This is a genomic window from Acinetobacter sp. R933-2, from assembly GCF_030325485.1.
Classification (GTDB): Bacteria; Pseudomonadota; Gammaproteobacteria; order Pseudomonadales; family Moraxellaceae; genus Acinetobacter; species Acinetobacter sichuanensis.
Window position 1 is genome coordinate 1 of the sequence record NZ_JACAIJ010000001.1, and the last position, 26,658, is coordinate 26,658.

The 26,658-nt window shown below is 37.7% G+C and carries 24 protein-coding genes; 12 read left to right on the forward strand and 12 right to left on the reverse strand.

The genetic code is table 11. From position 1 onward, the window contains the following. Positions 1 to 475 precede the first annotated feature (475 nt). From HX005_RS00005 to HX005_RS00025, 5 genes are all read left to right on the forward strand, one after another. Entirely contained in the window at positions 476 to 1,405 is a 930-nt protein-coding gene (locus HX005_RS00005) for an MlaA family lipoprotein (RefSeq protein ID WP_286375846.1), read from the forward strand. A 145-nt stretch (positions 1,406 to 1,550) separates the two neighbouring features. After that, on the forward strand, positions 1,551 to 2,519 hold the full coding sequence (gene gigA / locus HX005_RS00010) for an RsbU family protein phosphatase GigA (RefSeq protein WP_107006665.1): 969 nt from the start codon (positions 1,551 to 1,553) through the stop codon (positions 2,517 to 2,519). A 113-nt stretch (positions 2,520 to 2,632) separates the two neighbouring features. Then, positions 2,633 to 3,163, forward strand: coding sequence for an anti-anti-sigma factor GigB (gigB, locus tag HX005_RS00015; RefSeq protein ID WP_107006666.1), 531 nt, complete (start codon positions 2,633 to 2,635; stop codon positions 3,161 to 3,163). Between the two features lie 31 nt (positions 3,164 to 3,194). Continuing rightward, the gene (locus tag HX005_RS00020; protein ID WP_286375847.1) at positions 3,195 to 4,019 is read left to right on the forward strand and encodes a carbon-nitrogen hydrolase family protein; all 825 of its coding nucleotides are present in this window, start codon (positions 3,195 to 3,197) and stop codon (positions 4,017 to 4,019) included. A gap of 118 nt (positions 4,020 to 4,137) precedes the next feature. Next, entirely contained in the window at positions 4,138 to 4,563 is a 426-nt protein-coding gene (locus tag HX005_RS00025; protein WP_286375848.1) for an organic hydroperoxide resistance protein, read from the forward strand. Between the two features lie 204 nt (positions 4,564 to 4,767). Here the strand turns inward: HX005_RS00025 and HX005_RS00030 are convergent, their stop codons facing one another. The 3 genes from HX005_RS00030 to HX005_RS00040 are packed head-to-tail and all read right to left on the reverse strand — an operon-like array spanning position 4,768 to position 7,289. Next, entirely contained in the window at positions 4,768 to 5,682 is a 915-nt protein-coding gene (locus HX005_RS00030; protein WP_286375849.1) for an alpha/beta hydrolase, read from the reverse strand. 22 nt (positions 5,683 to 5,704) lie between these two features. Further along, positions 5,705 to 6,625, reverse strand: coding sequence for an alpha/beta hydrolase (locus HX005_RS00035; RefSeq protein WP_286375850.1), 921 nt, complete (start codon positions 6,623 to 6,625; stop codon positions 5,705 to 5,707). 28 nt (positions 6,626 to 6,653) lie between these two features. Next, a complete protein-coding gene (locus tag HX005_RS00040) occupies positions 6,654 to 7,289 on the reverse strand; it encodes an SDR family oxidoreductase (protein WP_286375851.1) in 636 nt (211 codons plus the stop codon). A gap of 105 nt (positions 7,290 to 7,394) precedes the next feature. Here HX005_RS00040 and HX005_RS00045 point away from each other — a divergent pair, with 105 nt between their 5' ends. Then, positions 7,395 to 8,279 carry a LysR family transcriptional regulator gene (locus tag HX005_RS00045; RefSeq protein WP_286375852.1) on the forward strand — a complete coding sequence of 295 codons (885 nt, stop codon included), beginning with the start codon at positions 7,395 to 7,397 and terminating at the stop codon, positions 8,277 to 8,279. A gap of 210 nt (positions 8,280 to 8,489) precedes the next feature. On the opposite strand, the gene HX005_RS00050 is transcribed toward HX005_RS00045, so the two are convergent. Genes HX005_RS00050 through gspE form a run of 3 tightly spaced genes read right to left on the reverse strand, consistent with a single transcriptional unit; the run spans position 8,490 to position 10,794 of the window. Beyond that, positions 8,490 to 9,062 (reverse strand): hypothetical protein, encoded by a 573-nt coding sequence (locus HX005_RS00050; protein ID WP_286375853.1) that lies wholly within the window; start codon positions 9,060 to 9,062, stop codon positions 8,490 to 8,492. 20 nt (positions 9,063 to 9,082) lie between these two features. Then, a complete protein-coding gene (locus tag HX005_RS00055) occupies positions 9,083 to 9,307 on the reverse strand; it encodes a hypothetical protein (protein ID WP_286375854.1) in 225 nt (74 codons plus the stop codon). After that, positions 9,307 to 10,794: a type II secretion system ATPase GspE gene (gene gspE / locus HX005_RS00060; RefSeq protein ID WP_286375855.1), complete on the reverse strand. Its 1,488-nt coding sequence runs from the start codon at positions 10,792 to 10,794 to the stop codon at positions 9,307 to 9,309. The genes HX005_RS00055 and gspE overlap by 1 nt, the downstream gene beginning before the upstream one ends. Positions 10,795 to 10,894: 100 nt before the next feature. On the opposite strand from gspE, the gene HX005_RS00065 reads away from it, so the two are divergent. Together HX005_RS00065 and HX005_RS00070 are read left to right on the forward strand one after the other, a co-directional pair. Continuing rightward, positions 10,895 to 11,716: a DUF432 domain-containing protein gene (locus HX005_RS00065; RefSeq protein WP_107006671.1), complete on the forward strand. Its 822-nt coding sequence runs from the start codon at positions 10,895 to 10,897 to the stop codon at positions 11,714 to 11,716. A 9-nt stretch (positions 11,717 to 11,725) separates the two neighbouring features. After that, positions 11,726 to 12,664 (forward strand): mechanosensitive ion channel family protein, encoded by a 939-nt coding sequence (locus HX005_RS00070; RefSeq protein WP_286375856.1) that lies wholly within the window; start codon positions 11,726 to 11,728, stop codon positions 12,662 to 12,664. A 66-nt stretch (positions 12,665 to 12,730) separates the two neighbouring features. Here HX005_RS00070 and HX005_RS00075 read toward each other — a convergent pair whose 3' ends face one another. Next, entirely contained in the window at positions 12,731 to 15,439 is a 2,709-nt protein-coding gene (locus HX005_RS00075) for a DUF2339 domain-containing protein (protein ID WP_286375857.1), read from the reverse strand. A 162-nt stretch (positions 15,440 to 15,601) separates the two neighbouring features. Here HX005_RS00075 and polA point away from each other — a divergent pair, with 162 nt between their 5' ends. Then, the gene (polA, locus tag HX005_RS00080) at positions 15,602 to 18,361 is read left to right on the forward strand and encodes a DNA polymerase I (RefSeq protein ID WP_286375858.1); all 2,760 of its coding nucleotides are present in this window, start codon (positions 15,602 to 15,604) and stop codon (positions 18,359 to 18,361) included. Positions 18,362 to 18,584: 223 nt separating this feature from the next. On the opposite strand, the gene HX005_RS00085 is transcribed toward polA, so the two are convergent. From HX005_RS00085 to ppx, 5 genes are read right to left on the reverse strand one after another with little or no spacing between them, the layout of a single operon-like run. Further along, a complete protein-coding gene (locus HX005_RS00085; RefSeq protein ID WP_107006675.1) occupies positions 18,585 to 19,154 on the reverse strand; it encodes a YggT family protein in 570 nt (189 codons plus the stop codon). 38 nt (positions 19,155 to 19,192) lie between these two features. Beyond that, a complete protein-coding gene (gene proC, locus HX005_RS00090; protein ID WP_286375859.1) occupies positions 19,193 to 20,023 on the reverse strand; it encodes a pyrroline-5-carboxylate reductase in 831 nt (276 codons plus the stop codon). Between the two features lie 30 nt (positions 20,024 to 20,053). Continuing rightward, complete coding sequence (tilS, locus tag HX005_RS00095; RefSeq protein WP_286375860.1) at positions 20,054 to 21,403, reverse strand: tRNA lysidine(34) synthetase TilS; 1,350 nt, start codon at positions 21,401 to 21,403, stop codon at positions 20,054 to 20,056. Further along, positions 21,340 to 22,164 (reverse strand): acetyl-CoA carboxylase carboxyltransferase subunit alpha, encoded by an 825-nt coding sequence (locus tag HX005_RS00100; protein ID WP_107006678.1) that lies wholly within the window; start codon positions 22,162 to 22,164, stop codon positions 21,340 to 21,342. The genes tilS and HX005_RS00100 overlap by 64 nt, the downstream gene beginning before the upstream one ends. A gap of 51 nt (positions 22,165 to 22,215) precedes the next feature. Further along, entirely contained in the window at positions 22,216 to 23,736 is a 1,521-nt protein-coding gene (gene ppx / locus HX005_RS00105) for an exopolyphosphatase (protein ID WP_286375861.1), read from the reverse strand. 276 nt (positions 23,737 to 24,012) lie between these two features. Between ppx and trxA the strand changes: the two genes are divergently transcribed. From trxA to HX005_RS00120, 3 genes are all read left to right on the forward strand, one after another. Then, positions 24,013 to 24,339 (forward strand): thioredoxin, encoded by a 327-nt coding sequence (trxA, locus tag HX005_RS00110; RefSeq protein WP_107006680.1) that lies wholly within the window; start codon positions 24,013 to 24,015, stop codon positions 24,337 to 24,339. Between the two features lie 319 nt (positions 24,340 to 24,658). Continuing rightward, positions 24,659 to 25,927, forward strand: a complete 1,269-nt coding sequence (gene rho / locus HX005_RS00115; RefSeq protein WP_286375862.1) for a transcription termination factor Rho — start codon at positions 24,659 to 24,661, stop codon at positions 25,925 to 25,927. A gap of 413 nt (positions 25,928 to 26,340) precedes the next feature. Then, entirely contained in the window at positions 26,341 to 26,616 is a 276-nt protein-coding gene (locus HX005_RS00120; RefSeq protein ID WP_286375863.1) for a hypothetical protein, read from the forward strand. The last annotated feature ends 42 nt before the right edge of the window (positions 26,617 to 26,658 follow it).

Sequence of the window (26,658 nt, forward strand, 5' to 3'; positions counted from 1 at the left end):
ATCAATCAATGAAAATAATTTCGATCAATCAACCAGTAAAAATCCACACAAGTTGTTCTTCATAATCTCTTAATGATCTTCTTACTGCTTCGTCAGCAGCAAGCTAGGTCGGCTATATTACTCTCTATCTCTAGAAAGTCAACCAATAATGAAAATTATTTTTAACCCTCCCCTCTAAAACCCAACTCAATCAATTCAACCAAGTCATTGTTTTATCAGAAGTTTTAATCTTCATCACCGCCGATGGATGTGCATTCTACAGCATTTCATATGAGACGCAACCCCTTTTTTTAAAGTTTTCTAATTTCATTTATCAAGTGATCTTTTTTTAGTCATTTTAAGTAAGTTTTTTACATTTTTTATCCAAATTTGATTTAATACATGTCAAGGAGCAACTGTTAGAATAAAATAAATGATGAAACTAGTTGTTGCCCCATAAACAATTTTGCTTTTATTGATTTCGTTAAGGACTTATATGCATCGTTTAAAATTTTTATGGCTAAGCATGCTAACCATAGGTTTGACCTCTCATGTATTTGCTGAACAAGATGTAGAGACTACGTCTACTAATTCTCTTGATCAAAATACTGAAGTCAGTCAAGTAGCTGCAATAAATGCTGAAGTTGAAGCTACAGGTGCTGAAAGTAAACACCCTCGTCTTGATGCTTTAAAAGAATTAAAAAATATTAAAGTTGAAAATTTGAAGGTAAATGCTAATGCTGCTCAAGCAGATGATGTAAAAGATCCTCTACAACCTTTGAATCGTGAAATTTTTGCATTTAATGATATGTTAGATCGTAACGTTGCTCGTCCTTTAGCTGTACAGTATGTAGCAAAAGTACCTGAAGATGTTCGGGGTTCTTACAGTTCATTTCGTAAAAATTTAAGTGAACCTTGGAATGCTGTGAATCAACTTGCACAAGGTCGTTTTAGTCGTGCAGCTAAAACTTTAGGGCGCTTTACCATTAATACAGTAACTTCTTTAGGTTTAGCAGATCCAGCAAAACGTTTAGGTCTACCTAATGAAGATGAAAGCTTAGGAACAACTTTGGGTTATTATGGTGTTCCAAGTGGTCCTTATTTAATGTTGCCACTTTTTGGACCAAGCACTTTACGTAATTCTTTAGATTATGTTGCTGAAAGTTATGCAAACCCACTGACTTATACAGTAGATAATGCAGATCAGTCAGGGTATATCTGGGGAAATCGCTTCATGGGGGGTATTAATGCCCGTTCACGCTTGTTAGAGTTTGAAGGTGCTTTACAAGGTGATAGATATGCTGCGATTCGTGATATTTATTTACAACGTCAAGGTTATAACATCGCTCAGAAAAAAGGTTTAGGTGCTGAAGCAATTTCATTTGTAGATGATGAAAGTACTGAAGACCCTGATTCAACGCAATAATCGCAATATAATTGAAAATATTTTGTAAAACTTATTTTGTGTTGGCATTACTTTGTGGATGCCTACACTACTTGGCTATCTATTTTACATCGTCTAACATAGATTTAGCTTTATCATTTTAGTTTCAGGATCATTAATTAACTTTATGTATTTCATTCAGCCCACTCGCACAATACCGAATTTAGACCAAGTACTAAATAATCTTCCGAGTCTGCAAATGATCAACATTGAAGATATTAACCTGTATGATCCAACAATTATTGCAATTGCTGATGTACAAGATTATTTACAACATCAGTGGAATTTGCCTACTGTTGTGATAGCGTTTGAAAATGAAGGCACAGCATTATCACAAGCATGGGAATTAGGTGCTTTAGCGGGCTGGATCTGGACACGTCTACCTGCACATCCTGAACATTCATTATTAAAAATAGATGCACAATATAAACGTAATCAGGACAGTCGTGACTTACCTTCTGCTGCCGAATTACAAAAAAAATTACTTCCTAATCCTATTGAACTGCAAAATTATAAAGTTGAAACATTATTTAAACCTTCAGCTTATTTATCTGGCGATTGGTATGATTATTGGAAAATAAGCGATAAAGAAATTATTTTTTATTTAGCTGATGTTTCGGGACATGGTGTGACAAGCTCTTTGCTCACTTCATGGATGGCAGCATTTCATGGTCGCTCAAAAACCCCAAGAGAATTAATTAAAAAATTGAATGGGATGTTAGTTCAGGAAAATATTGAAAAACATATCACCATGATTGCAGGCGTTCTAAATTTAGAAACACATGTGCTGAAGTGGTCAAGTGCTGGGCATTATCCTCCTCCTATTATTTTTGAGCCGAACCAAGCACCTCGCGTTTTAAACACCAGTAGTTTTCCTCTAGGTTTAACAGAAGACCTCGAAGTTGAAGAGTTTCAATTTGTTCTCAATCGACATGCTCGGTTTATTATTTGTTCTGATGGTGCACTTGAACCTTATGATGGCGGATTAAACGAACAGTTCTCACAATTGGTCTATCATTTGCAAAATCAATCATTCCAAGCACCGAATCATGTTGCTGATGATATTGCTATTCTCAGTTTAAGAAGAATGAATTAATCTAATATTCATATACTTAGTTAAATATAGACTATTCTCTAACTCAAGAATACTTGAGTATAAAGTTGCGCTATGTGATAATTTTCCTATCCTTCTCTGCAAATGGCATTTATATGTCAACAGGTCATGTTGAATATGCAAGCTTGAATGGAACGCATATTTTCAAACTTATTGGTGAAGTACGCGCCCAGTCTTGCATAAGCTTAGACAAACTTTTGGCAAGGATCGAACAGCAAGAAAACGTCGTTGGCGCTATTGTTGATTTGACCCAAACCAGCTTTATAGACAGCACAGTTTTAGGTGTATTGGCGAAGTTGGGCTTAAAGCTCAAACAAGTCCATCACATCCAAGCGGTCATGTTATCTACAAATCCTGATATCACCACTCTAGCCAATAGCATGGGCTTAGGGCAGGTTTTTGTCATCTTAAATTATTGTGGTGACCCAAATGTATGCACACAAGCTTTGTTAGATGACAATATCAATCACAATACAATGCTACATACTGTTTTAGATGCACATAAAACATTAATGAAACTCAATGAAAATAATCAAAATATGTTTGAGCCGTTAGTGAAGCAACTTGAGAAACAAAAAGACGATATGCAATGTGTGCTAAATTCTGAGCCTCAACATAACATCTAAGTTTTAAAATAAGTCTAATTAAGGAAAAACGATGACTTTACTTTCTGTTGTTCAAATGAATTCTCAAAATGACATTGAAGCAAATTTCAGTGTGATTGAGTCATTGATCCAACAAAGTAAAGCCAATGGTGCTTCTTTAATTGTATTTCCTGAAAACTTTGTCTGTTTTGCTGCGGGTAAACAGCGTGAAACAGCCGAACGCTTTGAAGAATTTCAACAGCGTTTAGAGCATCTTGCTGCTCAGTATCAAATCTGGATTGTTGCAGGTACATTGCCTTGCCCTTTTCGCCCTGATGGTTCAAAGATTTCAGATGGTCGGGTTCGTACAGTAAGCTTGTGTATCAGCCCTGAACGGACTGAAGCACGTTATGACAAAATTCATTTGTTTGATGTGCAAGTTGGTGATTCGGTGGGGGGCTATCAAGAGTCAAAATTCTTTGAACCTGGTACAGATGTAGTTGTGGCGAAAACCCCTTTTGGCAATATCGGCTTGATGGTCTGTTATGACTTGCGTTTTCCTGAACTTGCTTTAAGCCTGAGATCTCAAGGTGCCAATATTTTGACTGCGCCTGCGGCTTTTACCTATACCACTGGCGAAATGCATTGGCAGTTATTGCTTCAAGCCCGAGCTATGGATAGTCAATGTCAGGTTTTAGGTGCAGCGCAACAAGGTTGGCATGGTGAAAAACGTCAGACTTGGGGACATGCAGGTGCAAGCAATAGTCGTGGTCAGATTTTAGAGATCACCAATCAAGAAGGTGCACAGCTTTTGACTGTACCGTTTGATTTAACAGAGCAGGAAGCCATTCGTGCATCTATGCCTTTGATGCAACATCGTATTCTAGTGCAATACTGAACATCATTTTATATTGCATCTCACTTTTCAATCTCTGATAAATTTACAAAAACACTGCTTATTCTTTTCTCACTTTCAGACAGGATAATGGTTCAAATAAAATACACAGGGATTTACTATGTCTTTAGAAAAAGTTGTTTATACCGCACATGCAAAAGCCACAGGCGGTCGTGATGGTCGTGCCACTTCCTCAGATAATATTTTAAATGTAAAACTTGCAGTACCTACAGAAATGGGCGGTGCAGGTGGTGGAACCAATCCTGAACAGCTTTTTGCTGCGGGTTATTCGGCATGTTTTTTAGGGGCAATGAAGTTTGTTGCCAACCGTGATCATTTAAAAATCACGCCTGATGCTTATATTGAGGGTGATGTTGGTATCGGTCCAATCCCAACAGGTTTTGGTATTCAGGTGACTTTAAATATTCATTTGGAAGGTTTGGAACAAGCAGAAGCACAAAAACTGGTGGATGCTGCGCATATTGTTTGCCCATACTCAAATGCAACACGTGGCAATATTGATGTGACGTTGAATGTGATTGTTTGATGGTTTAATCAGACATTAAAGTTGATAGATTTTAAAAAGCCAATTTTTGAAATTGGCTTTTTAATAAATAGTTGCAATCTTGCTAAATACTTGATTTTAAATAAAAATATAAAAAAATTTTGCATAACGCCCATTATGTTAAATGGATGTTAGAATCTCTAAAAATTTCATCGTATTTTTAGAGATTCTATATATTATTTCGACTTAAATATTTTCGTTAAAAAACTGACTAAGAACTTGAGCCGCTTCATCCACATATTTGGGAACATCGTAAAGTTCCATGTGATTTGAACCTTCAACGATATAGAGTGATTTTTTTGTACTTGCAGCACGATTCACTAAGTCTTCACTCATCCACTTACTCCCTGCAACACTTCCTGCAATCGCAATTAGAGGCTGAGTTAAGAAAGCTTCAGCTTTGTTATAGGCATCATAAGTAATAATCTGCGTTAAGCTACGTGCTGTTGCGACTCCGGGTGAGTTAGGATGTTCTGCACGTGGCGTATGGTAATATTCCCAAGCTTGACGAAGCTCTTCATTAGGTGCATCTGCTTCATTTAACGGAGCTAAAGGAATTGTTGCAAATTCATGATTATTTGCATCGGCAGTACGTGCATCCGAGCCGGCCTGAATGTAAGGGATTGCATCGGCATCTTTTACAGTATTTTCCCAGCCATTACGGAACATTGAACCAATATTGACAGCACTTACTGTTCCAATCGCTTTGATTCGTCTGTCATTGATTGCTGCATTCGCTGTATAACCTGCACCAGCACAGATACCCATTGCACCAATACGATCGTGATCGACATAAGTTAGCGTTGTTGAATAATCAATCACTGCACTGATATCTTCTGTACGGATATAAGGGTTTTCTAATTGACGTGGTAATCCTGTGCTTGCACCTTGGTATGACGCATCAAAAGCGATTGCAACAAAGCCTTGTTGAGCTAATTTAGAAGCATACAAACCTGCAGTCTGTTCTTTAACACCACCACCCGGGTGAGCAACAACAATCGTTGGATATTTCTGATTTTCACTAAAATTTTCAGGGAAATGAATATTGGCAGCAATGCTAATATCCTGACCATTTTTATTTAAAAAAGTAACTGTTTGCATAGTATTTATCTCACTAATTGAATTAAAGGTTTTCTTGATAAAAAGGGATCAATTTAGCTAACGCTTTTTGCACAGGTTCAGGTTTGTCATAAAGATCATAGTGAGACCAACCTTCAACAACCAGTAACTCTTTCTTCTCAGAACGTGCACGACCATAAATTTCAAGTGAGTCACGATAAGATCCAAACCCACCCACCTTATCACCTGTAATGAGCATCAGAGGTTGAGTCAATAAGACTTCTGCTAAATGAAAAGCATCCCAACCGATAGAAACTGCGGATTGTGAAAACAATGTTTTAGCCACACCATTTGGTTTTTGACCACGTTCAGATTTGTAATAATCAGTCGCTTCCAAAACATCAATATCCGTCAATCCTGCTGCCTGTGCTTCTGAAACTGAATTTGGCAATAAGTCATCGACTCGTTTCGCTTCGCCACGTGCTTCTGCGGTACGTTGTTGAGCAATCAATTCCAACTTTTCAAGTGGATTCCAGCCACTAAACGCTTCTCGGGATAAGCGTCCAAAATTTACTGCATCGATTGTGCCGACAGCTTTAATACGTTTCTCCGTCATTGCAACATTTAAAGCATAACCACCGCCACCGCAGATCCCTAAAACGCCAATACGGTTTTCATCGACAAAATTTTGAGTCACTAAATAATCTGTGACGAGGCGGAAATCCTCAACACGTAAAGTGGGGTTTTCAGTCGAACTTGGTTCACCACCACTTTCACCCTGAAAACTGGCATCAAATGCGATGACAACAAAACCTGCTTTGGCTAAGGCTTCACCATAAACATTGCCAGATGTTTGTTCTTTACAACTTCCAATTGGATGACCTGAAATAATGGCTGGGTATTTCTGATTTTCATCAAAATTTTCAGGGAAATATAGGTTTGCTGCGATTTCCCAATAGGGCGCTTTTACTTTTACACTTTTCATTTTTGTATCCTTTTGAAATAAGCGGGTATTACATGAAGTACGGTTTATCTGCATCTGTATGCGGTTTATTCACGCCTAAATTTTTTCTGCTGTGAAATGTAGGATGATCAATGATTTCAGTAACTAACTGTGCAACGCTTTTACGGGAGACGACTGTTCCTTGAAAAGCTTCACCTTTTTCTGTTGTTTCAAAATCCACTTCGTTTTCGTCCATCAACCACGCTGCACGTAAAATGGTATAGTCCAAGTCAGAGGCTTCTATCAGATCAGCAGATTGACGGTAAGGCGGTAAATATTGACCAATTTCACGCTCATTCCATTCACCAAATTTGCCTGAAATTTCGTTATAAATACCTAATGAATTGATGGAAATGAGTCTTTTCACTTCATTTTTGTTCATTGCCTGAATAATATTTTGAGTTTGTTGTTCCATTTCACCTGCAAGATTGGCATAGACAATGTCCTGACCTTTTATCGCATCGGTGAGCTGCTGCATATTTAAAACATCACCAACAATGACTTGAGCATTATGTATATTTTTAACATTGATTTTATTTGCGTCACGAACAAACAGTGTCAGTTTTATGTCGTTTTTATTCGCTAAAAACTTAACCACCCATTGTGCAATTTGACCGTTTGCACCAAGTATCAATACATTTTTCATGTGGTCTCTGCTATTTCTCATTTCGATAAAACAATATTAACAAGGCATGATTATGTTGATTAGATGCTACAATTTGATTGATGACATTAGTATTACTTATGAATAATGAAAATTAATCTAAATGATTTAATGACTTTTACACAGGTTATTAAAAATCAAAATTTTACAAAAACAGCAGCAAAATTAGGCATTACCCAATCTGCTGTCAGCCAGAGTATGAGTCAATTGGAAGAGCATATTGGCTTAAAACTTTTTAATCGAACGACTCGTAGTTTGACCTTGACGGATGCAGGTCACCGATTAAGTGAATTGGTCGGAAAAAATCTTGAAGACATTACACTTGGTTTGGAACGACTGAGTGCCATGAAAGATAAGCCTGCTGGAATTGTGCGAATTTCAGCAGATGAATACGTGATCAAATATCATATTTGGAACAGGCTAAAAAATACTTTAAAAAATTATCCTGATATTCAACTTGAACTAATTTCTGAAAACAGGCGTATAGATATTGCAAAAGAAGGCTATGACGCAGGTGTAAGATTAGGTAATTTGGTTGAAAAAGATATGGTTGCTATTCCTATTAGCGATAAAATTAAAATGTGTTTAGTCGCATCGCCTGATTATTTAGACAGATATGGAATACCTCTATCTATTGATGATTTAAAAAAACATCAATGTATTCATGTCCGAATTTTAACGGATCATTCGCTTTTACCTTGGGTATTTAATGATGATGGACAGCACATTTCATTTAAGGGAAGTGGACAACTGACATTGACAAGTATTGAGCAAATCGCAGATGCAACGCTGAATGGTTATGGTATTTCCTATTTGCCTCAAGATTTAGCCAAAATTTATATAGATCAAGAGTTATTGGTTGAAATCATGCCTGAAAAGGCAATTACTCTGCCTCCTTTTTATATGTTTTATACAAGCAGAAAGTTAGTTTCTCCTGCATTTTCCGTCATTAAAAATGCACTTCATTATTAAGTAATTTTAAAATTAACATAATACAGCTTATGCGAAATGCAATTTTTTATCTAATATAAATCATTGCTTTACCGTGTAATAAAAAGCCAAATTCAGCTGAGTTGGGCTTTTTATCCATTTTTCACGTTTCACGCCTAATCAATAATCATTGATCCACGACTTTGATTAACTCATGTGAACAATACAAATCCTTCTGATGAATAGAAATATCTACAATTTACAAGGATTAGAAAATTTTTGAATCAGTTTCTCATCCTCATTAGAACCATAAATCAAAATCAGACTCCCCTGATCATCAAAATAAGATTTCCGTTTAAAATCACGATACGGCGCTAGGCTGTAAAGATCAAAATTTTTAAAGATTTTTGAGTTGAGTTTCACAACATCAACACTTTTTTCTGACTTCAACTTCCGAGCAAGAATTTTAAACTTTTCAGTATCTGTGTAAATCAAACAATTGGTTTTAGGGTCAATTGCTACAAACTCATCTGTACCATCATCTTGTTTTTTGTTTTTTCCAATGAACTCTGTCACCTGACACGGATTACCACAGGACGTAGTGACCTTAAAATAGTCTCTGTTTACCTGCTCAATCCAAGGTTCTTTGACGTTCACACTTAACTGATCTTTGTGTCCATTCACTTCCCGAATCACATCACAATGAAAGCCCGTATCATCATGACACGTTGAATAGACCTTAAACATTTCACTGTTAGCAGAAACATGTTGAATTGAACAAACATTCAAAATGAAAAGAATCAACGTCATTAAGTTATTTTTCATTGCGTTTTCTCATGATGATTTTAAGAACCATGCCCACCAAAACATGAACGTCCTTCTTGATATTTCGATGCTGTACGAAAACACTTTTTATAAGCACTTTCAGCAGTGCCTTTATAACTAACTAAACATTTTCGATAACACTGTTCACGTTCAGGCTCTTCAAACTTAGCTTTTGGCTGTGTGGGAGTACCATGACATCCTAAAAGGGCTAACGATAAAACACTTAAAATAAGGAGCTTTATCATCACTCCGCAGCTTCATTCGTTACACGTAAAACCTCTTCCATCGTAGTTTTACCTGCCAAGACTTTACGCAAACCATCATCACGAATCGAACCTGCATCACGACGTGCATATTCCTCAAGCTCATACTCAGCCGCATTGCCATGAATCAAGCGACGCATCTGCTCATCAATCGGGACAATCTCATAAATCGCAGTACGACCTGTAAACCCAGTATGCGAACAATGATCACAGCCCTTTGGCACAGGCAGTTTTAAATCAACTGCATTAGAAACAGGCTTAAAAATGGCTTTCTCAAAATCATCCGCTTCACGCCATGTATGACATTGCGAACAGATTGTTCTCACCAAACGCTGTGCAATCACCCCAATCAAGGAACTCGATAATAAGAAAGGTTCTATCCCCATATCTTTTAAACGTGTCACTGCACCAATTGCGGTATTGGTATGCAGCGTAGATAAAACCAAGTGACCTGTTAATGAGGCTTGCACAGCAATTTCTGCGGTTTCAAGATCACGAATCTCACCCACCATCACCACATCGGGGTCTTGACGAAGCATGGCTTTTAAAGCACGTGCAAAAGTCATATCCACTTTGGTATTGACCTGTGTCTGTCCGATCCCTTCAAGCTGATACTCAATTGGATCTTCGGCAGTCAAAATATTTTTAGAACCATCATTTAAGTCAGAAAGCGCAGCATACAGCGTGGTGGTTTTACCCGAACCTGTTGGACCCGTGACCAAAATAATGCCATGTGGGCGATGTACCAAAGTCGTTAAACGCTCATAATCACTTGGCATTAAACCCAAATGCGTCATGTTTAAACGCCCTGCTTGCTTATCCAGCAAACGCATCACCACACGTTCACCATGCGAGGAGGGTAAAGTTGAAACACGGACATCCACTTCACGTCCTGCAAGACGCAAAGAAATACGACCATCTTGTGGAATACGTTTTTCAGCAATATCCAGTTTTGCCATGACTTTGATACGAGAAACCAAGAGTGGTGCAAGTTCACGGCGTGGTTGGACAATTTCACGTAACTGACCATCAACCCGTAAACGTACAGAAAGTTTCTTTTCAAAAGCTTCAATATGAATATCAGATGCACCCACACGAATGGCTTCGGAGAGTAAGGCATTAATTAAACGAACAATCGGTGCATCATCTTCCTGATCCATTAAATCTTCTGTTTCAGGAACTTGATCTGCTAAACTAAGTAAATCAGGGTGATCTTCCAAACCTGCTGCAACTTGTTGTGACTCACCTGTTTCACCTGCATAACTTGAACTGAGTAAATGATTAAATTCTGTTTCATTACATAGTTGATGATGTGCAGAACGACCAAGGTAACGGCGTGCCTCTTGAATGGCAATCTGTGTAGTATTTTCACGACGGACAATAAAAACTTGATCGCCTTCGTAACGTAATAGCACTCCATGCCGTTTCGCAAAACTATAAGGTATTTGTAATTGTTTAAGGACTTGCATTACAACTTATATTAATGATTAAAATTGTTTTGAGTGTACTCTAAGCGCATGACAGCGTGAAGACTGTTTTTTAAAGAAATGATCAGAGGAATGAAGCCTTTTGTCCATAAAAAATGAACATCTAGAACCCGAACTTCCTGATCTGAAATGGTGGGGAGAGCAAAATTTTGAGCTAAATCAATCCAAAGCATGGCAATTTGGCTCAACAATGATGCGTTTAACACGTGGTCTACAAGAATGGCGTTTGGAATATTATCGTCCTCAATTTCAATATGACTATGAGCAACAATGGAGTTGTATCCACGATGTTCATTTTGCTTTTCCGCAGCCTGTGCATGTTGAACGCTATATGTTTAGAGAAACGCATAATCACTTTCAACTGATGCCACGTTTAGCAGATCGTTCCGTGGTGATTCGCCCTGTAGATCCAATTTATATTCCTGCGGGACAACGTGGAACATTGTATATTAGTACACCGCTTTGGGTGGCAGGTTTTGTACAAGCACAAAAAGAACCGTTGTTTGATATTCCTGTAATTTTACCTAAAGACACATGGTTTGGTCCTGATCATCGCAATGGTGAAATGTGTTATGCAACGGCTGTAGATGGACGAACAGAGCTTAACCTTTTACGACCTCGTGCTTTTCGTGCCGTAACCCCGATTGTTTTTCATAATATTAGCAGTCATCAATTACGTTTTGATCGTATGAATGTACCTGTTCCTGCACTACCTTTATTTTATAGTGAAAGTACAGGACGACTTTGGACATCACAAATTAAAGTCATTTATGAAGGCGATGACCGCCCTGCTCGTGTCAAAATTGAAAGTCGTACGCCACCTTTAGCAGGTGAAGTGAGTTATGTTCATCCACCACGTTCGCCAGGTGGTGCGCTATTTAATATGTTTGATTCATTCTTCTAAGAGGTCAGCATGGCAGAAACGAATATCCCTAAAGACATTGCTGATAATCTAAAAGGTATTTTCACCAATATTAATACTGACCGACTCAGTGAAATTGTGGTTGCAATTGTGCTGTGTTTTGTGGGTTTTTTATTGGCACGAATCATTTCAAATACCTTTATTCGAACCATTGGTACCAAGTTTAATGCGCATCAACGCTTGGTATGGCGACGAGGGATTTTTTATTTTATTTTCATGATTTTTGTGATGGCGAGTTTAAAAGAAGCAGGCTTTAAACTCAGTGTCTTTTTAGGCGCAGCAGGGATTTTGACCGTTGCTTTGGGTTTTGCCTCACAAACTTCAGCCTCAAATTTAATTAGTGGTTTGTTCTTGATTGGTGAGGGTTCATTTGAAATTGGCGATACCATTCAGATTACATTAATTCGTGGGCATACCATTGAAGGTGAAGTGATTTCCATTGATTTACTTTCTGTCAAACTGCTGACTTGGGATAATGTTTATGTACGCTTACCCAATGAACAACTCATTCGTGCGCCTGTACATAATTTATCAAAGTTTCCGATACGACGAATTCTCATTACTTTAGCCATTAATTTTCATGAAGACATCAACAAAGTACGTGAAGTATTACTTGATCTCGCTGATGATTATCCTTTGATTTTAGCTGACCCTAAACCGCGTTTAAGCGTCACCTCTTTTGGTGAATCTTCAATTGAATTACATTATGCATTATGGTGTAAACAAAATAATTATATGCAAGTTAAAGATGAAATCCATGAACAAATTCGCAATCGTTTTGTTGAAAATCAGATTGAAATTCCTGTGCCTAAAATTGGTTTTGTAGATCGCCCATTTACCCAGCATAGCGCATTAGCCAATGAAGATGTTGATACCTATACAAATGCACACGAATTAAAAATGCAAAAAAATCAAGATAAGTATCTATAAACACGCACAATTTTACTTAAAAAGTGTGATAGAAAAAACCCTCTAAAATTTAGAGGGTTTTTATTTTTAATGATTTAATGCTTTTGTTTCAGGAATCGGTGCAATATAAGCAATGATGAGCATAACAAAACCTGCGCCCAAGAAAGAAATAACACGTGTTAATGTACCAATATGTGAGAGGTCAAGTAAGACTAATTTTAAGGTCACAAGCATTAAAATACTTCCGCCTAAAATCCATAAAGAGCGCATATTTTTCTTTGTTGCATAACTCATGGTAATAAAAGCCAAACTCACCCAAAGTAAAGTAAAACTCAATTGAATAGTCGAGTTTTGCCAAATCTCAAGCGTATTATACGGTGTAGACAAATAGACATGTAATGCTCGCAAAATCACATAACTACTCAACCAAAGTAAACTTAAAACCGATAACACAGCAACAATTCCACGATCCATTCCTTGTTTAAGTTGCAAGCTCAACATCCAAATAAAACCAAATAAAATCGCAATACTGATCAAGTCAAAAGGATTTAACACAGGAAGTAGATAAAACTGAAAAGGTTGTTGTGAAAATAATTGTGAACATACAATCCAGATAAGGATCAAAGCTAAACTACTTCGTGTTTGCCAAAACATCGTCCAATTCAAATTTTCTTTTTGGCTAAAACACCATGCACAGAATGCTAAAGGTAGGATCACCACACTGATATAAGGCAGAGCAGGCAAAATACTCAAACTCATCAAGCTTAAGCTCAACAAAGTTCCCAAACTCACCCATTCTTTTTCAAGTTTTAAACCAACAGCAGGACGCAGCCATAACCATGTCAACAATGCGCCACTAAAGAAAATGCCTGCTTGTTCAATCGTATTTAACCAGAGGATACTGCCGTTTTCACTACGATGAATGACGAAGAATAATGCAAAAATATAAAGTGGGATCACCCCAATCCATTTTGGAATCAGCCATGACCATGATGCTTTACGCCATAACATCACGCTATTTAAAATGACATATAAGCCACTCATCAATATTAAGGTGAAAATATACTGAGATGATCCTTCAAGATAATCCACCCATAAAAATAATTGCATAGCGGTTGCTGACAGCAACAACATACTCAAAAAAGTAATACTGCTATAGGTTAATTGTTGTTGAAACTTTTCATGTGCATTGGCAAGTAAAACTACAGCAAGATAGCTGATACTAAGCACCCAATACATCAAACTTGGAAAATGTGCAGATTCAAATAAATAATATAAGCTTGACAAGCCCGCAACAACTAATAACGCACTTGCCAGATAACGACTCACTGTAGATTTTTGATATAAAGCAAATACAAAAATTAGTACACCTTCCACTGCCCATCCCATCACACTCCATTCATCTTGTAAAAGAAGTGGCGGAATTAATGTAATAAAAATCAACATTAAACTAAAATAACTTTGCGAAATAATTTTGATGGCTTGATTGCGCTTCGCCAATAGATACAGCACTGCAAATAACACCGCAAATGCTAGACTCAGACTGGCTTGCCACACTGTTTTTTCAAAATAAATCAAATATAAAAAAGTATAAGCAACCAATGGCGCACCAAAAATGAGAGCGATGTCTAAAGCAGGTTTTAACTGAAATTGTTGTACATCTTTTTGTGCGATCAGCTGACTAAAACGGAAACCTAACCAAATAAAAATGGCAGTATGTGCGAGTACCAAAAATGCCAAAGCATCATGTTGCTGCGTTTGCCCATGAATAAAGGCATAGCTTCCTGCAACAATTACAGTCATTAAAAATGCGATTTGATTGAGAATTTTCCACGGACGCAAGGTCGTTAAAATGGCAACACAGAAATTAATGACCCAATAATACGCAACAAATTCTACTGCTGTTGCCGCCCGTACAGGCAAAGTAAAAGGTGCTGCAGCGGCAATGACCATTGCCATTAAAGCCAATTCAATACTCTGCTGTTTTAAACTTAAAGTCAGCGTGAGTGCCATGACCACAGCAAAACAGATACTCGCAACATAAATATTCGGAATGACATGATTGTAATAAGCAAAAAATAGCGTTAAAAATAGTCCTGCTAATCCAAGTCCTTCAAGTGCTAAAGCAAAACTTCTATTTTTATTCTGTAGAAAAACACCAATCCCTGTAAGCACGAAGCTTAGTATTGCAACAATTGCCAGTTTTAAAGATAAACTGACCTGCCAATGTTCCGTTGCAAAACGCAGTAATAAAATAATCCCAATGACCAATACAACAGTTGCTGCTTTTAAGACAGGATTGCCTTGAAAAATCCATTGTTTCATTTGCTGTATTAAACTCATTTCAGGATGAGTTTCAGATAACGGTTGGGTCGAATTTGAAATAACCGCAGTACTGTTTTCTGGTGTGATAGATTGTTGCTGCACATGGTTCAGTTTTTCTTGTAACTGCTGTACAGAGCGCTCTAAACGTCTTAGCCACCTTAGAAAAAAGAAAATCCAACAGGTTAAACCCAAGCCTATCAGCCAACCCCATTGCAGGCTCATACCCACAACCGCAAGCAATGACGAAATATAAAGCGGTACTTTTGAGGTAAACTGTAAAGTCAGATGTTGTTGCGCTGAAATATCAATCAAAGGCTTTTGCAAAGCATCGACATAATGCATCACGCTCATCACGAATGCCAAACCGCAGACATAGGTCAATACTTCAATCTTTAAAAACCATGCTGAAACCGCAACAATCGTTAAGACCATTAACCAAATAATACGAATCTCACTCTGCCCTTTGAGCATATTTCTCTGTCTCTATCCTGAGTATTTGGATGATACAACAGTCAAACGCTGAGTTCTGATGAATTCATCAGATATTCGGTAACTATCGTTCTACATCATGATGCTATGCTCCTTTCCAAAATCACGTACAATACTGCTATTAATTGAATTAGGAATTTTGCAATGCCACCATTTGTTTTGGTCGATGGGTCATACTTTTTATTTCGTGCCTTTCATGCACTACCACCATTAACCACCTCAACAGGTTTACAAACCAATGCAATTCGTGGTGCTATTTCTGCAATTCAAAAGTTAATGCGCCGTGTTCAACCTACACATATGGCAGTGATTTTCGATACACCTGAACCTACTTTTCGTCATCAACTTTCACCGATTTATAAAGGTGATCGTCCAAGTATGCCTGACGAACTTGCTCAACAAATTCCTTATTTACATGCTTTAATTCGTGCGCTAGGTATTCCACTTCACATGCTACCTGGTGCAGAAGCGGATGATATTATTGGTACTTTAGCCAAACGTGCTGAAGCTGCGGGTCATCAAGTCCTGATCTCAACAGGCGATAAAGACATGGCACAGTTGGTCACTGAAAAAGTGACGCTTGAAGATAGCTTTAAAGATAAACCCATGAATATTGAGGGGGTCATTGAAAAATTTGGTGTACGTCCAGATCAAATCATTGATTATTTAACCTTGATGGGCGATGCCTCAGACGGAATTAAAGGTGTCCCTGGTGTAGGTGCAAAAACAGCAGCCAAGCTTTTAAATGAATATGGCAATTTACAAAATATTATTGCCAATGCTGACAATATTAAAGGTAAAGTTGGGTTAAATATTAAAGAAAACCAAGACGGTATTAAGCTTGATCACCAACTTGCAAGTATTATTATCGACCTTGATATGGGTTTGACCTATGATGACTTGAAACTCACCGACCCAAATGTTGAAGAATTACGCAACCTTTATACTGAGTTAGAATTCCGTAATCAATTACAATCTTTAGATCATCCAAATAATCCAAACAGTGCTGCGTATAAACAGACCTCAAAACAAATCGAAAAAACTGCACAAAATACTGAAAACAATAATGATCAAGCCATTTCAAGTAGTGTTGATGATCAACTTGGACAAGCAACTTACCACACTATTTTAACTCAGGCGGATTGGGAGCAGTTTTTCAAGCGTTTAAGTACAGAAAAACGTTTTGCCATCGATACTGAAACCACCAGTTTAGATTATCGTGTTGCAGAAATGGTGGGTTTCTCAGTCGCTTTTGATGCGAAAGATGCCTATTACATTCCACTTGCACATGATTATGAAGGTGCGCCTGAACAACTGAATCGTGATGTTATTCTTCAACACATTAAACCTATTTTAGAAGATGCAACTGTTGAAAAAATTGGACATCATTTAAAATATGATGCGCATATTTTTGAAAATCATGGTATCCATTTGCAAGGTTGGTATTTTGATACCATGTTGGCATCTTATGTCCTAAACTCAGTGGCGACGCGTCACGGTATGGATGATGTTGCACGTGTTTATTTAAGCCACTTGACCACAAGCTTCGAACAAATTGCAGGCAAAGGCGTAAAGCAAAAAACCTTTAATCAAATTGAGCTTGAAACTGCGGCGCATTATGCTGCTGAAGATGCACATGTGACCTATCGTTTATACGAAGTACTCAATCGTAAGCTAAAAAAAATCCCTGAACTATCAGGTATTTTGCACAATATTGAAATGCCTGTTGCTCATGTTCTGACGTCAATGGAAGAAAATGGCATTGCATTAAATCTGGCATTTTTAGACCAACTCAGTGTAGATTTTGCTGAAACCATTCAAAACCTTGAGAACCAAATTATTGAAATCGCAGGCGAATCTTTTAATGTCGGCTCACCAAAGCAAGTGGGTGAAGTCTTATTTGAAAAATTAGGCTTAAAAGGTGGTAAGAAAACTGCTACAGGTCAATACAGCACTTCAGAAGCAATTTTAGAAAAAATTGATCATCCTATTACCTCATTAATTATTGAATATCGTGGTTTAACCAAACTCAAAAGTACTTATACCGAAGGTTTATCTAAACAAGCCAATAATGAAACGCATCGTGTACACACCAGTTATCATCAAGCATTAACGGCTACAGGTCGCTTATCTTCGACCGATCCAAACTTACAAAATATTCCTGTTCGTGAAGAGATTGGACGTCAAATTCGTAAAGCATTTATTGCGCCTCAAGGTCGCGTATTACTTGCAGCCGATTATTCACAAATTGAACTGCGTTTAATGGCACATTTTTCCCAAGATGAAGCTTTGGTTCATGCTTTTAATCATGGGCAAGATGTACACCGTCGTACGGCATCAGAAGTTTTGGGTGTTGCACTTGAAGATGTCACCAATGATCAACGTCGCCAAGCCAAAGCGGTTAACTTCGGTCTGCTCTATGGTATGTCTGAATTTGGTTTGATTCGTCAACTTGGCTTTACCCGTGAAGAATCACAAAACTATATCAAACAATATTTCCATCGCTATCCTGGCATTTATGAATATATGCAGCGAACTCGTCAAGTGGCTTCAGAACAAGGTTTTGTTGAAACCATTACAGGTCGTCGTCTTTACACACCTGATATTGATGCACGAAATATGATGGTACGTAAAGCGGCTGAACGTGCAGCAATCAATGCGCCATTACAAGGTTCTGCTGCTGAAATCATTAAAATGGCAATGATTGAAGTTGATAAAATCTTACCGAAAGATCAAGCCAAACTTTTACTCCAAGTTCACGATGAATTGGTCTTTGAAGTCGATGAAGCGATTGCTGATGAATTAGCAAAACAGATTCAGGACGTCATGCAAAAAGTGTGTACCTTATCTGTACCTTTGTTGGTTGAAGTCGGCAAAGGCAATAATTGGGATGAAGCGCATTAAACTTGAAATAAGTTCCCTCTCCTCTCAGGAGAGGGTTAGGGAGAGGTGAGCTGTAAAAATAAGAAGCTATGCCTAGTGAAGCCTCTTTTCCACTAGCCCCCAATGAAGTTCAATAGAACACCACATTTGAATACTTGAATAGTCATCATCCTCAATTCACTTCATAAATATTCAGCAATAAAAAAGGACTCAATCGAGTCCTTTTTTATTTTAAATCAATAAATTACAAACCTGTTAATAAAACCTTTGCAACTTCATTCATTAAAATTTCAGCAATATACAACGCAAGGAATGCCAAAATCGGAGAAAGATCAATCATTCCCATATTTGGCATGATTTTACGAAATGGGGCTAATAAAGGCTCAGCGAGTTCTTGGATCACCTCAATATAAGGTGAACGAGATTGGGTAAACATCACCACCCAACTTAAAATAATCGTTGCAAAAATTAAATAACGACAGAAGCGAATCAAATCCTGAATCATGGTGACAAAAGTCAAAATCAATAAATGTACTGGGCTATTTGGCATAGCACCTTGTAAATACATGATTCCAAAAATTTTCAATAAATACAGAACAATCAACAACGCTAAAGCTGCAGTATTGACTCGTCCTTTGGCAATTGTCGGGAAAATACGACTAAAAATATCAACAATTTTAGTCGCTTTTACTGTAGAAAGAACCACAGGATTATATGGACTCACCATTGCCAATTGCATTAAAAAACGAAAGAATACCAGCAAAATTGCGACGTTAATAATAATGCCAAAAATCTGCGCAGAATTTGCACCCATATTGGAATATTCCTAAATAAAATCAATAATTAAATCAATTATTTCGTACTATCACTTAATTCTTGTGCTAATTCTTGACTACGTTTTTGAGCAGCAGCAAGCGCAGTTTGAATATTTTGTGAAATTTGTGCACGATCAAAAACTTCTAATGCAGCCTGAGTTGTTCCATTCGGAGAAGTCACATTTTTGCGTAACTCCGAAGGACTATTTGCACTGGTAATTGCCATTTGTGCAGCACCCAAAGCTGTTTGTAATGTCAAAGCTGTTGCGACTTTTTCATCCAAGCCCATATTTTTTCCTGCACGAATCATACTTTCCATCATATAGAAAAAGTATGCAGGACCAGAACCAGAAACAGCAGTAACAGCATCAATTTGCGCTTCAGTATTGACCCAAATGGTTAAGCCTGTCGCTGCTAAAACTTGACTGGCTAATTCACGATCTGTACGAGCAACATTGTCATTCGCAAACAAACCATGTGCGCCTGTTTGTACCAATGCAGGTGTATTTGGCATAACACGAACAATACGATCTGTTCCTGTTAAAAGCGCAATCGTCTCAATTTCAGCACCAGCGACAATTGAAACCACCAACTTATTGTCAAATAAACCATGCAATGGCTTTAATAAAGCACCTAAAACTTGAGGTTTTACAGCAAGAACAACGACATCTGCTGTTTCAATTGCTGCAACATTATCATCAGTTACATGTACATCTTTCTCTTGTAATAACTCACGGATTTTTTCTACGGGGTCAGAAACTGTAATCCGTGTTGCAGGCAGTCCACGGGTAATCAAGCCACCAATTAGGGCTTGAGCCATATTTCCACCACCAATGAAAGTAATATTACAATTTAAAGCTGCACTCATGAATTTCGCTCGACGTTTAACGCTTTCTCGCTAAGAAACTAAATTCGGTTGCCAACCATTGACTTCAACATAGTCAGATTGAGCCAACCAAAACCCATTCGGTGTAAAAACACCAAGCATAACATTATCTATGCTTAATATTTGAATTGTATGACGCATCCATGGAAAAATATGTGCATCTTGAATTGCTTTTTTTAATGCCCAAGTACCCACTCTGCCATAAAGATGGATTTTTTCTCCACCTCTACGATGATTCAGTTCTAATTTTTTTCTGAGTAAAGAATAGGATAACCCGACTTTTTGTACTTGAATCTGAAAATCTCCAGAAGCTACAGAAATTTTTTGCTCTAAATCACATTCTAAATTTTGTGCAACAAAAGCTTGTTCTTTTTTACTCTCTAAATATATTTCGGCATCCAAACGATATAAAAACTGTCGAAAGCGTACATAATAATATTCATTCCAATGCAAAGCAGCTTGAGCATCTGATTTAGATAAAATGACTTCTTGTTGTAAACGTTGCACCATTTCAAAGCTAGGACGATATGTATCTTGACCTTTCATCCACGCCGATAAAAGCTGTCTTTGTCGCGCAGAGGTTAATCCATTTAATTTTGCTAAATCGAGTCGATTTTCATATGTACATACAGCCAAATCTTGCTGCAAAATATCGCTTAAAATTTCTTGTGCATCCTGCATCAAATAGCTTGTACGCGCCAATGCTTGTTGCATTTTAGGATAGCGACTTTGCAAAATATTCCAAAGTTCATGTCTACACCATGCACGATCATAATGTGTATCCATATTCGTTGGGTCATCAACATAAGGTAAAGAGCTTTGCTCTACCCATTGGCAAATTTGCTCACGAGAAATATCTAATAATGGGCGCCAAAGTGTTAAATTTTCTCGCTCATCCATCACTTTCATTGCACTTAAACCAGACACGCCAGCGCCTGACAACAAACGCAACATGACTGTTTCTGCCTGATCTTGCTGATGATGAGCAAGTACTAAAATATCATTTGGATGAAGATGTTTTTGATAAGCTTGATAACGTGCAGCACGGGCTTGATTTTCTAAATTACCCTCAGCAACTTGTACATGTTCTACAATATAAGGAATATTTAACTGCTGACATTGTTCAGCAACGAAAATAGCCCAATCATCATTTGCAGCTTGTAATTGATGATTAATATAAATTGCTCGAATTTGCTGAGGACACAACACTGCCATTAAATAAAGCAACAGCATGGAATCCATGCCGCCGCTACACCCAATAAGAAATTGAGTATTTTTTGGAAATTGAAGGAGTTGTGTTAAGAAACGAGTCCTAAATTGTCGCTGCCAAACTTCATTAAACGCTGGTAACGTGCTTCGCATCGCTCTTCTGCACTCATTGCTTGTAATTCATCAAGCGATTGTTTTAACACATCTTTAAGCTTTTCCATAACATCTAATGGTTGTAAATGTGCCCCTTCGCCTTCGTCAACAACATATTCGACTATACCCATTTTTTGTAGCTTATCAGCAGTTAAAGCTAAAGCATCACTCGCTTGTTCTGCTTTTTCTGCTGTTTTCCATAAAATAGAAGCACAACCTTCTGGAGAAATAACCGAATAAATACTATGAGAAAGCATAATCACACGATCAGCTACACCAATACCCAGTGCACCACCTGAACCACCTTCACCTAAAACAGTAGCAATAACAGGAACTTTCAAACTTGAAAGCTGGGCTAAACTACTTGCAATCGCTTCTGCTTGACCACGTTCTTCTGCACCGACCCCAGGATATGCACCCATCGTATCGATAAAAGTAAAAACAGGTAAATTAAAACGTTCAGCCATATCAAGTAAACGTTGTGATTTACGGTAGCCCTCAGGATTACTCATCCCAAAATTGTGCTGTAACTTTTCACGGGTACTACGACCACGATGTTGACCTACGATCATGACAGCTTGCCCGTTAAAACGCGCTAAGCCACCGACCATTGCACCATCATCACCATATAGACGATCACCATGCAAAGCATCAAATTCTGTAAAGATTTCGCCTACATAATCCAAAAATTGCGGACGCTCTGGATGACGTGCAATTTGAACCGTTTTCCAAGCTTTAGATTGAGCAGCTTTATTTTTCATAAGTCGAGTATTATCCCTAATTCGCCGATGACTCACACCGAGAAATTTGTGTTAATCGATAAACTGTTCCGACTGAATATTCAATTCAATGTCCCAATGCTTAAATTGCACTTGCTCATCATGCAAATCGGCAACGAGCAATGGCCATTGTTTGGCATCACCAGAAACGCAGAGTTGCCATTGTTGCTCATCTAGGACTGTTAATTCAATGGCAGGAAGCATCTCATCACTACGACTGTGATTCAGTAAAACTGCAAGACGAAGCAATAAACATAAGTAAATAAGTTTGTATCCACCTACTCTCATCACATCAATTTTACTGTCTGTACGCAATTTTCGACGATGATGAGCGACCAAATGTGACAAATGATTTTGATCGATTTGTGAAAAACCAGGAATATCTGAATGCTGTAACAAATAGGCACTATGCTTATGATAACCGCTATGACTAATTGCTAAACCAATTTCATGTAAATAAGCAGCTCGACGCAATAAATCACTATCATCATTATTTAAATTCAGTTTTGCAGCGACACTATCAAATAAATGCTGTGCAGTATCCACGACGCGTTGTGCTTGTTTTAAATCTGCATTATAACGACCAATCATCGCTTGTACGCTACGATCACGAATGTCTTCATGCTGAAAACGTCCGAGTAGGTCATACATTACACCTTCTCGTAATGCACCATCTGAATAGACTAATTTATCAATATTTAATATTTCAAAAATCGCATACAAAATAGCCAAACCTGCTGGTAATACCGCTCGGCGATCTTCTTTTAAGCCTTCAAACTCCATATCTGAAACATGTTTATATTTCAGCATTTTATCTTTTAATTTTTCTAAACCTTCGCGTGTCAGATTTTCCTGATCATCACTCCAGCCCATATTTACTGTAATTTGGCGACATGCTTTAATCGTTCCACTTGAGCCAACAACCGTATCCCAACCTTCTGCTTTATAAGTATTTGCAATAGAAGTCAGTTCTTTACGTGCAGCCACGACAGCTTTATCAAAATCTTTTGCACTAATTTGACCTTCTGGGAAATAAGCTTTGGTAAATGCAACACAACCCATTTGTAAAGATTCTGTATGGATGGGCTCAAACTCTTCACCAATAATAAGCTCTGTAGAACCACCACCAATATCAATGACTAGACGGCGTCCGCTATTTGCCATTGTGTGTGAAACACCTAGGTAAATTAAACGAGCCTCTTCACGACCTGCAATAATTTCAATCGGCTTAGGTAAAATTTCTGCCGCTTTTTGAATAAATTCTTGACCATTTTTTGCTTGACGCAAAGCATTGGTTGCGACAATACGCAAACGATTCGCCTGTACAGAGCTTAAACGCCCAACAAACCTTGCCAAACATGCCAAACCTCGTTGCTGTGCTGCCTCTGTTAAATTTTTATTTTCATCCAACCCTGCAGCAAGCTGAACTTTTTCTGACATTGATGCTACTTTTTTTACTTCACCATGATCAACACGGGCGATTGCCAAGTGAAAACTGTTCGACCCCATATCAATGGCAGCAAGTAATTCTTCATCAATTAAAAAATCAGACATTATTTATACAAACTCATTCAGAAGTGTGCCTAGATTAATTCACATACAAGCAATTTAAAAGCCATTTATGATGACAATTCACTGAGGCATTATTTTTTCTACATATGTGACAATTGTATGACAATTTAAAAACTCCGATTAGGCTTATCGTGAGCATCAATTAGACAAACTCACAATTAAGATCGAAAATTTAACCATTCCCCTACTTTGTTAAAGATGACTATGTAATACTTATAAATATAGGTTACATCTTTAAAATATTTCGGAGCATTATCCATGTCAGGCAATATCGTAAATACCACTGATGCCAACTTTGAGGCTGACGTTTTAAAATCTGAAACTCCTGTTCTTGTTGACTTCTGGGCAGGCTGGTGTGCGCCATGTAAAGCGATCGCACCTGTTTTAGAAGTACTTTCTGATGAATACGAAGGTAAAGTAAAAATCGTTAAAGTTGACGTAACTGCATGTGAAGCAACTGCGGTAAATTATAACATCCGTAATATTCCAGCATTATTGATGTTTAAAGATGGTGAAGTTGTAGCACAACAAATCGGTGCTGTGCCTAAATCTAAACTCACTGCCTTCATTGATGAAAATATCTAAACAGTATAGTTTATCGACAAAATACGCTATAAAAATATAGCGTATTTTTTCTCTTCTATTTGACAATTCTCACGTTCTCACTTATATTTCTACGACAAGAAACATTGGGGTTTTATTCCTGTTTCTTAAAACACAACACATAAGATCGCCGCTCGGCAAAAGAAATTGTTTTACACATTTCTCCTCGAAAGAACCAATTAGATTCTGAGTTTTGTTATTGTGCAAATACAATTACACTCACCTATTGTACCGCGGTCGACTTTTGCTTTCTTTCTTTTATCTCTGTGTACCACACATCCTTACATCAATCTGACCATCTATGAACTTAACTGAACTCAAGAAAAAACCGATTGGCGAACTCATTAAGATTGCTGAGTTTATGGGCCTTGAAGGAATGGCTCGTAACCGCAAACAAGACATTATTTTTGCCATCTTAAAACGCCATGCGATGAATGGCGAAGAAATTTTTGGTGATGGTGTTCTAGAAATTTTGTCTGATGGATTTGGCTTCCTACGCTCGGCTGCTGGCTCTTATCTTGCAGGTCCTGACGATATTTATGTTAGCCCTTCTCAGATTCGTCGCTTCAACTTACGTACTGGTGATACCATCACAGGTACAATTCGCCCACCTAAAGAAGGTGAACGCTATTTTGCATTATTAAAAGTTAATCAAATTAACTACGACACACCAGAAAACTCACGTAACAAAATTCTTTTTGAAAACTTAACCCCATTGTTCCCAACTGAACAACTTATAATGGAGTTAGGTAATGGTTCAACTGAAGATTTAACTGCTCGTGTTGTTGACCTCATTGCTCCAATTGGTAAAGGTCAACGTTCAATTATTGTGGCGCCACCTAAAGCAGGTAAAACCATGTTATTGCAAAACATCGCTCAGTCGATTGTTCGCAATAATCCTGAATGTTTCTTGATTGTACTTCTCATTGATGAACGTCCTGAGGAAGTAACTGAAATGGAACGAACTGTACGTGGTGAAGTCATTGCTTCTACTTTTGATGAATCACCAGCACGTCACGTACAAGTTGCTGAAATGGTCATTGAAAAAGCAAAACGTTTGGTTGAACACAAAAAAGATGTTGTTATCTTACTTGACTCAATTACACGTTTAGCACGTGCCTATAACACCGTAATTCCTTCCTCAGGTAAAGTGTTAACAGGTGGTGTAGATGCACATGCTTTAGAACGCCCAAAACGTTTCTTTGGTGCTGCACGTAACATTGAAGAAGGTGGCTCACTCACGATTATTTCAACTGCACTAATCGAAACAGGCAGTAAAATGGATGAAGTGATCTACGAAGAATTCAAAGGTACAGGTAACCAAGAAATTACACTTGATCGCCGTATTGCTGAAAAACGCGTCTTCCCTGCAATGAATATCAAGAAATCAGGTACTCGTCGTGAAGAGCGCCTCATGAGTGAAGAAAATCTACGTAAAGTTTGGATTTTACGTAAATTATTACATACTCAAGATGAGTTAGCTGCGATGGAATTCTTGCTAGATCGCATGAAAGAAACCAAAACCAATGATGACTTCTTTGACCAAATGAAACGTAAAGCAACGAATTAATTTTTAAATTTTCCTAAAAGGCTATCTATAACGATAGCCTTTTTATTTGGTTGACTTTATTTACATAAATTTACAGATGTGCTTATGCAATGTTAAATTAGATTGCAAATCATTGAATATTAATATTTTTAGCAAAAAATCCTTATGTTTTTTAGACAGTTACCTAGCAACAAACCAATATAAAACTCAATATTAATTGTAAATATCTGTTAAAAAAGTGTCATTTTTTAACCTTTTTTCGCTTTTTTTTAATTTAGAGCAGTAGCAATTCTAAATGCGCAGTGATAGCATATTCGCATACCAGTTAGACTGCTTTCTGCATTGTTTACCTACACAATGGTTAGGCACAATAAAAGCATACAACAGGCTAATCTGGGTTTTTTTGTCTCAATTATTTTTATGAGAGTGATGCCATGTTATTCAAAAAAATCGCTATTGCTGCTGCAGTTGCTACTACTTTAGCTTTTGTTGGTTGTGCTAAAAAAACTGAAGAAGCTGCTGCTGATGCAAACGCTGCTGCATCTCAAGCTGTAGAAGCTGCTTCTGAAGCTACTGCTGCTGCTGACGCTGCTGCTGCTTCTGCTGCAACTGACGCTGCTGCTGCTTCTGCTGCTACTGACGCTGCTGCTACTGCTACTGCTGCTGCTTCTGAAGCTACTGCTGCTGCTTCAACTGCTGCTGCTCAATAATAATCAACTTAGATTATTATCAGAAAAAAGAGAACCTTGGGT

Excerpts from the sequence above, each read along its gene's own strand:
- HX005_RS00045 (WP_286375852.1), top strand. The coding sequence starts at position 7,395 with ATGAAAATTAATCTAAATGATTTAATGACTTTTACACAGGTTATTAAA.
- rho (WP_286375862.1), top strand. The coding sequence starts at position 24,659 with ATGAACTTAACTGAACTCAAGAAAAAACCGATTGGCGAACTCATTAAG.
- gigB (WP_107006666.1), top strand. The coding sequence starts at position 2,633 with ATGTCAACAGGTCATGTTGAATATGCAAGCTTGAATGGAACGCATATT.
- HX005_RS00120 (WP_286375863.1), top strand. The coding sequence starts at position 26,341 with ATGTTATTCAAAAAAATCGCTATTGCTGCTGCAGTTGCTACTACTTTA.
- HX005_RS00075 (WP_286375857.1), bottom strand. The coding sequence starts at position 15,439 with ATGCTCAAAGGGCAGAGTGAGATTCGTATTATTTGGTTAATGGTCTTA.
- gigA (WP_107006665.1), top strand. The coding sequence starts at position 1,551 with ATGTATTTCATTCAGCCCACTCGCACAATACCGAATTTAGACCAAGTA.
- gspE (WP_286375855.1), bottom strand. The coding sequence starts at position 10,794 with ATGCAAGTCCTTAAACAATTACAAATACCTTATAGTTTTGCGAAACGG.
- HX005_RS00070 (WP_286375856.1), top strand. The coding sequence starts at position 11,726 with ATGGCAGAAACGAATATCCCTAAAGACATTGCTGATAATCTAAAAGGT.
- HX005_RS00100 (WP_107006678.1), bottom strand. The coding sequence starts at position 22,164 with ATGAAAAATAAAGCTGCTCAATCTAAAGCTTGGAAAACGGTTCAAATT.
- HX005_RS00040 (WP_286375851.1), bottom strand. The coding sequence starts at position 7,289 with ATGAAAAATGTATTGATACTTGGTGCAAACGGTCAAATTGCACAATGG.
- tilS (WP_286375860.1), bottom strand. The coding sequence starts at position 21,403 with ATGCGAAGCACGTTACCAGCGTTTAATGAAGTTTGGCAGCGACAATTT.
- trxA (WP_107006680.1), top strand. The coding sequence starts at position 24,013 with ATGTCAGGCAATATCGTAAATACCACTGATGCCAACTTTGAGGCTGAC.
- HX005_RS00085 (WP_107006675.1), bottom strand. The coding sequence starts at position 19,154 with ATGGGTGCAAATTCTGCGCAGATTTTTGGCATTATTATTAACGTCGCA.
- HX005_RS00055 (WP_286375854.1), bottom strand. The coding sequence starts at position 9,307 with ATGATAAAGCTCCTTATTTTAAGTGTTTTATCGTTAGCCCTTTTAGGA.
- HX005_RS00050 (WP_286375853.1), bottom strand. The coding sequence starts at position 9,062 with ATGAAAAATAACTTAATGACGTTGATTCTTTTCATTTTGAATGTTTGT.
- polA (WP_286375858.1), top strand. The coding sequence starts at position 15,602 with ATGCCACCATTTGTTTTGGTCGATGGGTCATACTTTTTATTTCGTGCC.
- HX005_RS00030 (WP_286375849.1), bottom strand. The coding sequence starts at position 5,682 with ATGCAAACAGTTACTTTTTTAAATAAAAATGGTCAGGATATTAGCATT.
- ppx (WP_286375861.1), bottom strand. The coding sequence starts at position 23,736 with ATGTCTGATTTTTTAATTGATGAAGAATTACTTGCTGCCATTGATATG.
- HX005_RS00025 (WP_286375848.1), top strand. The coding sequence starts at position 4,138 with ATGTCTTTAGAAAAAGTTGTTTATACCGCACATGCAAAAGCCACAGGC.
- HX005_RS00005 (WP_286375846.1), top strand. The coding sequence starts at position 476 with ATGCATCGTTTAAAATTTTTATGGCTAAGCATGCTAACCATAGGTTTG.
- HX005_RS00035 (WP_286375850.1), bottom strand. The coding sequence starts at position 6,625 with ATGAAAAGTGTAAAAGTAAAAGCGCCCTATTGGGAAATCGCAGCAAAC.
- proC (WP_286375859.1), bottom strand. The coding sequence starts at position 20,023 with ATGAGTGCAGCTTTAAATTGTAATATTACTTTCATTGGTGGTGGAAAT.
- HX005_RS00020 (WP_286375847.1), top strand. The coding sequence starts at position 3,195 with ATGACTTTACTTTCTGTTGTTCAAATGAATTCTCAAAATGACATTGAA.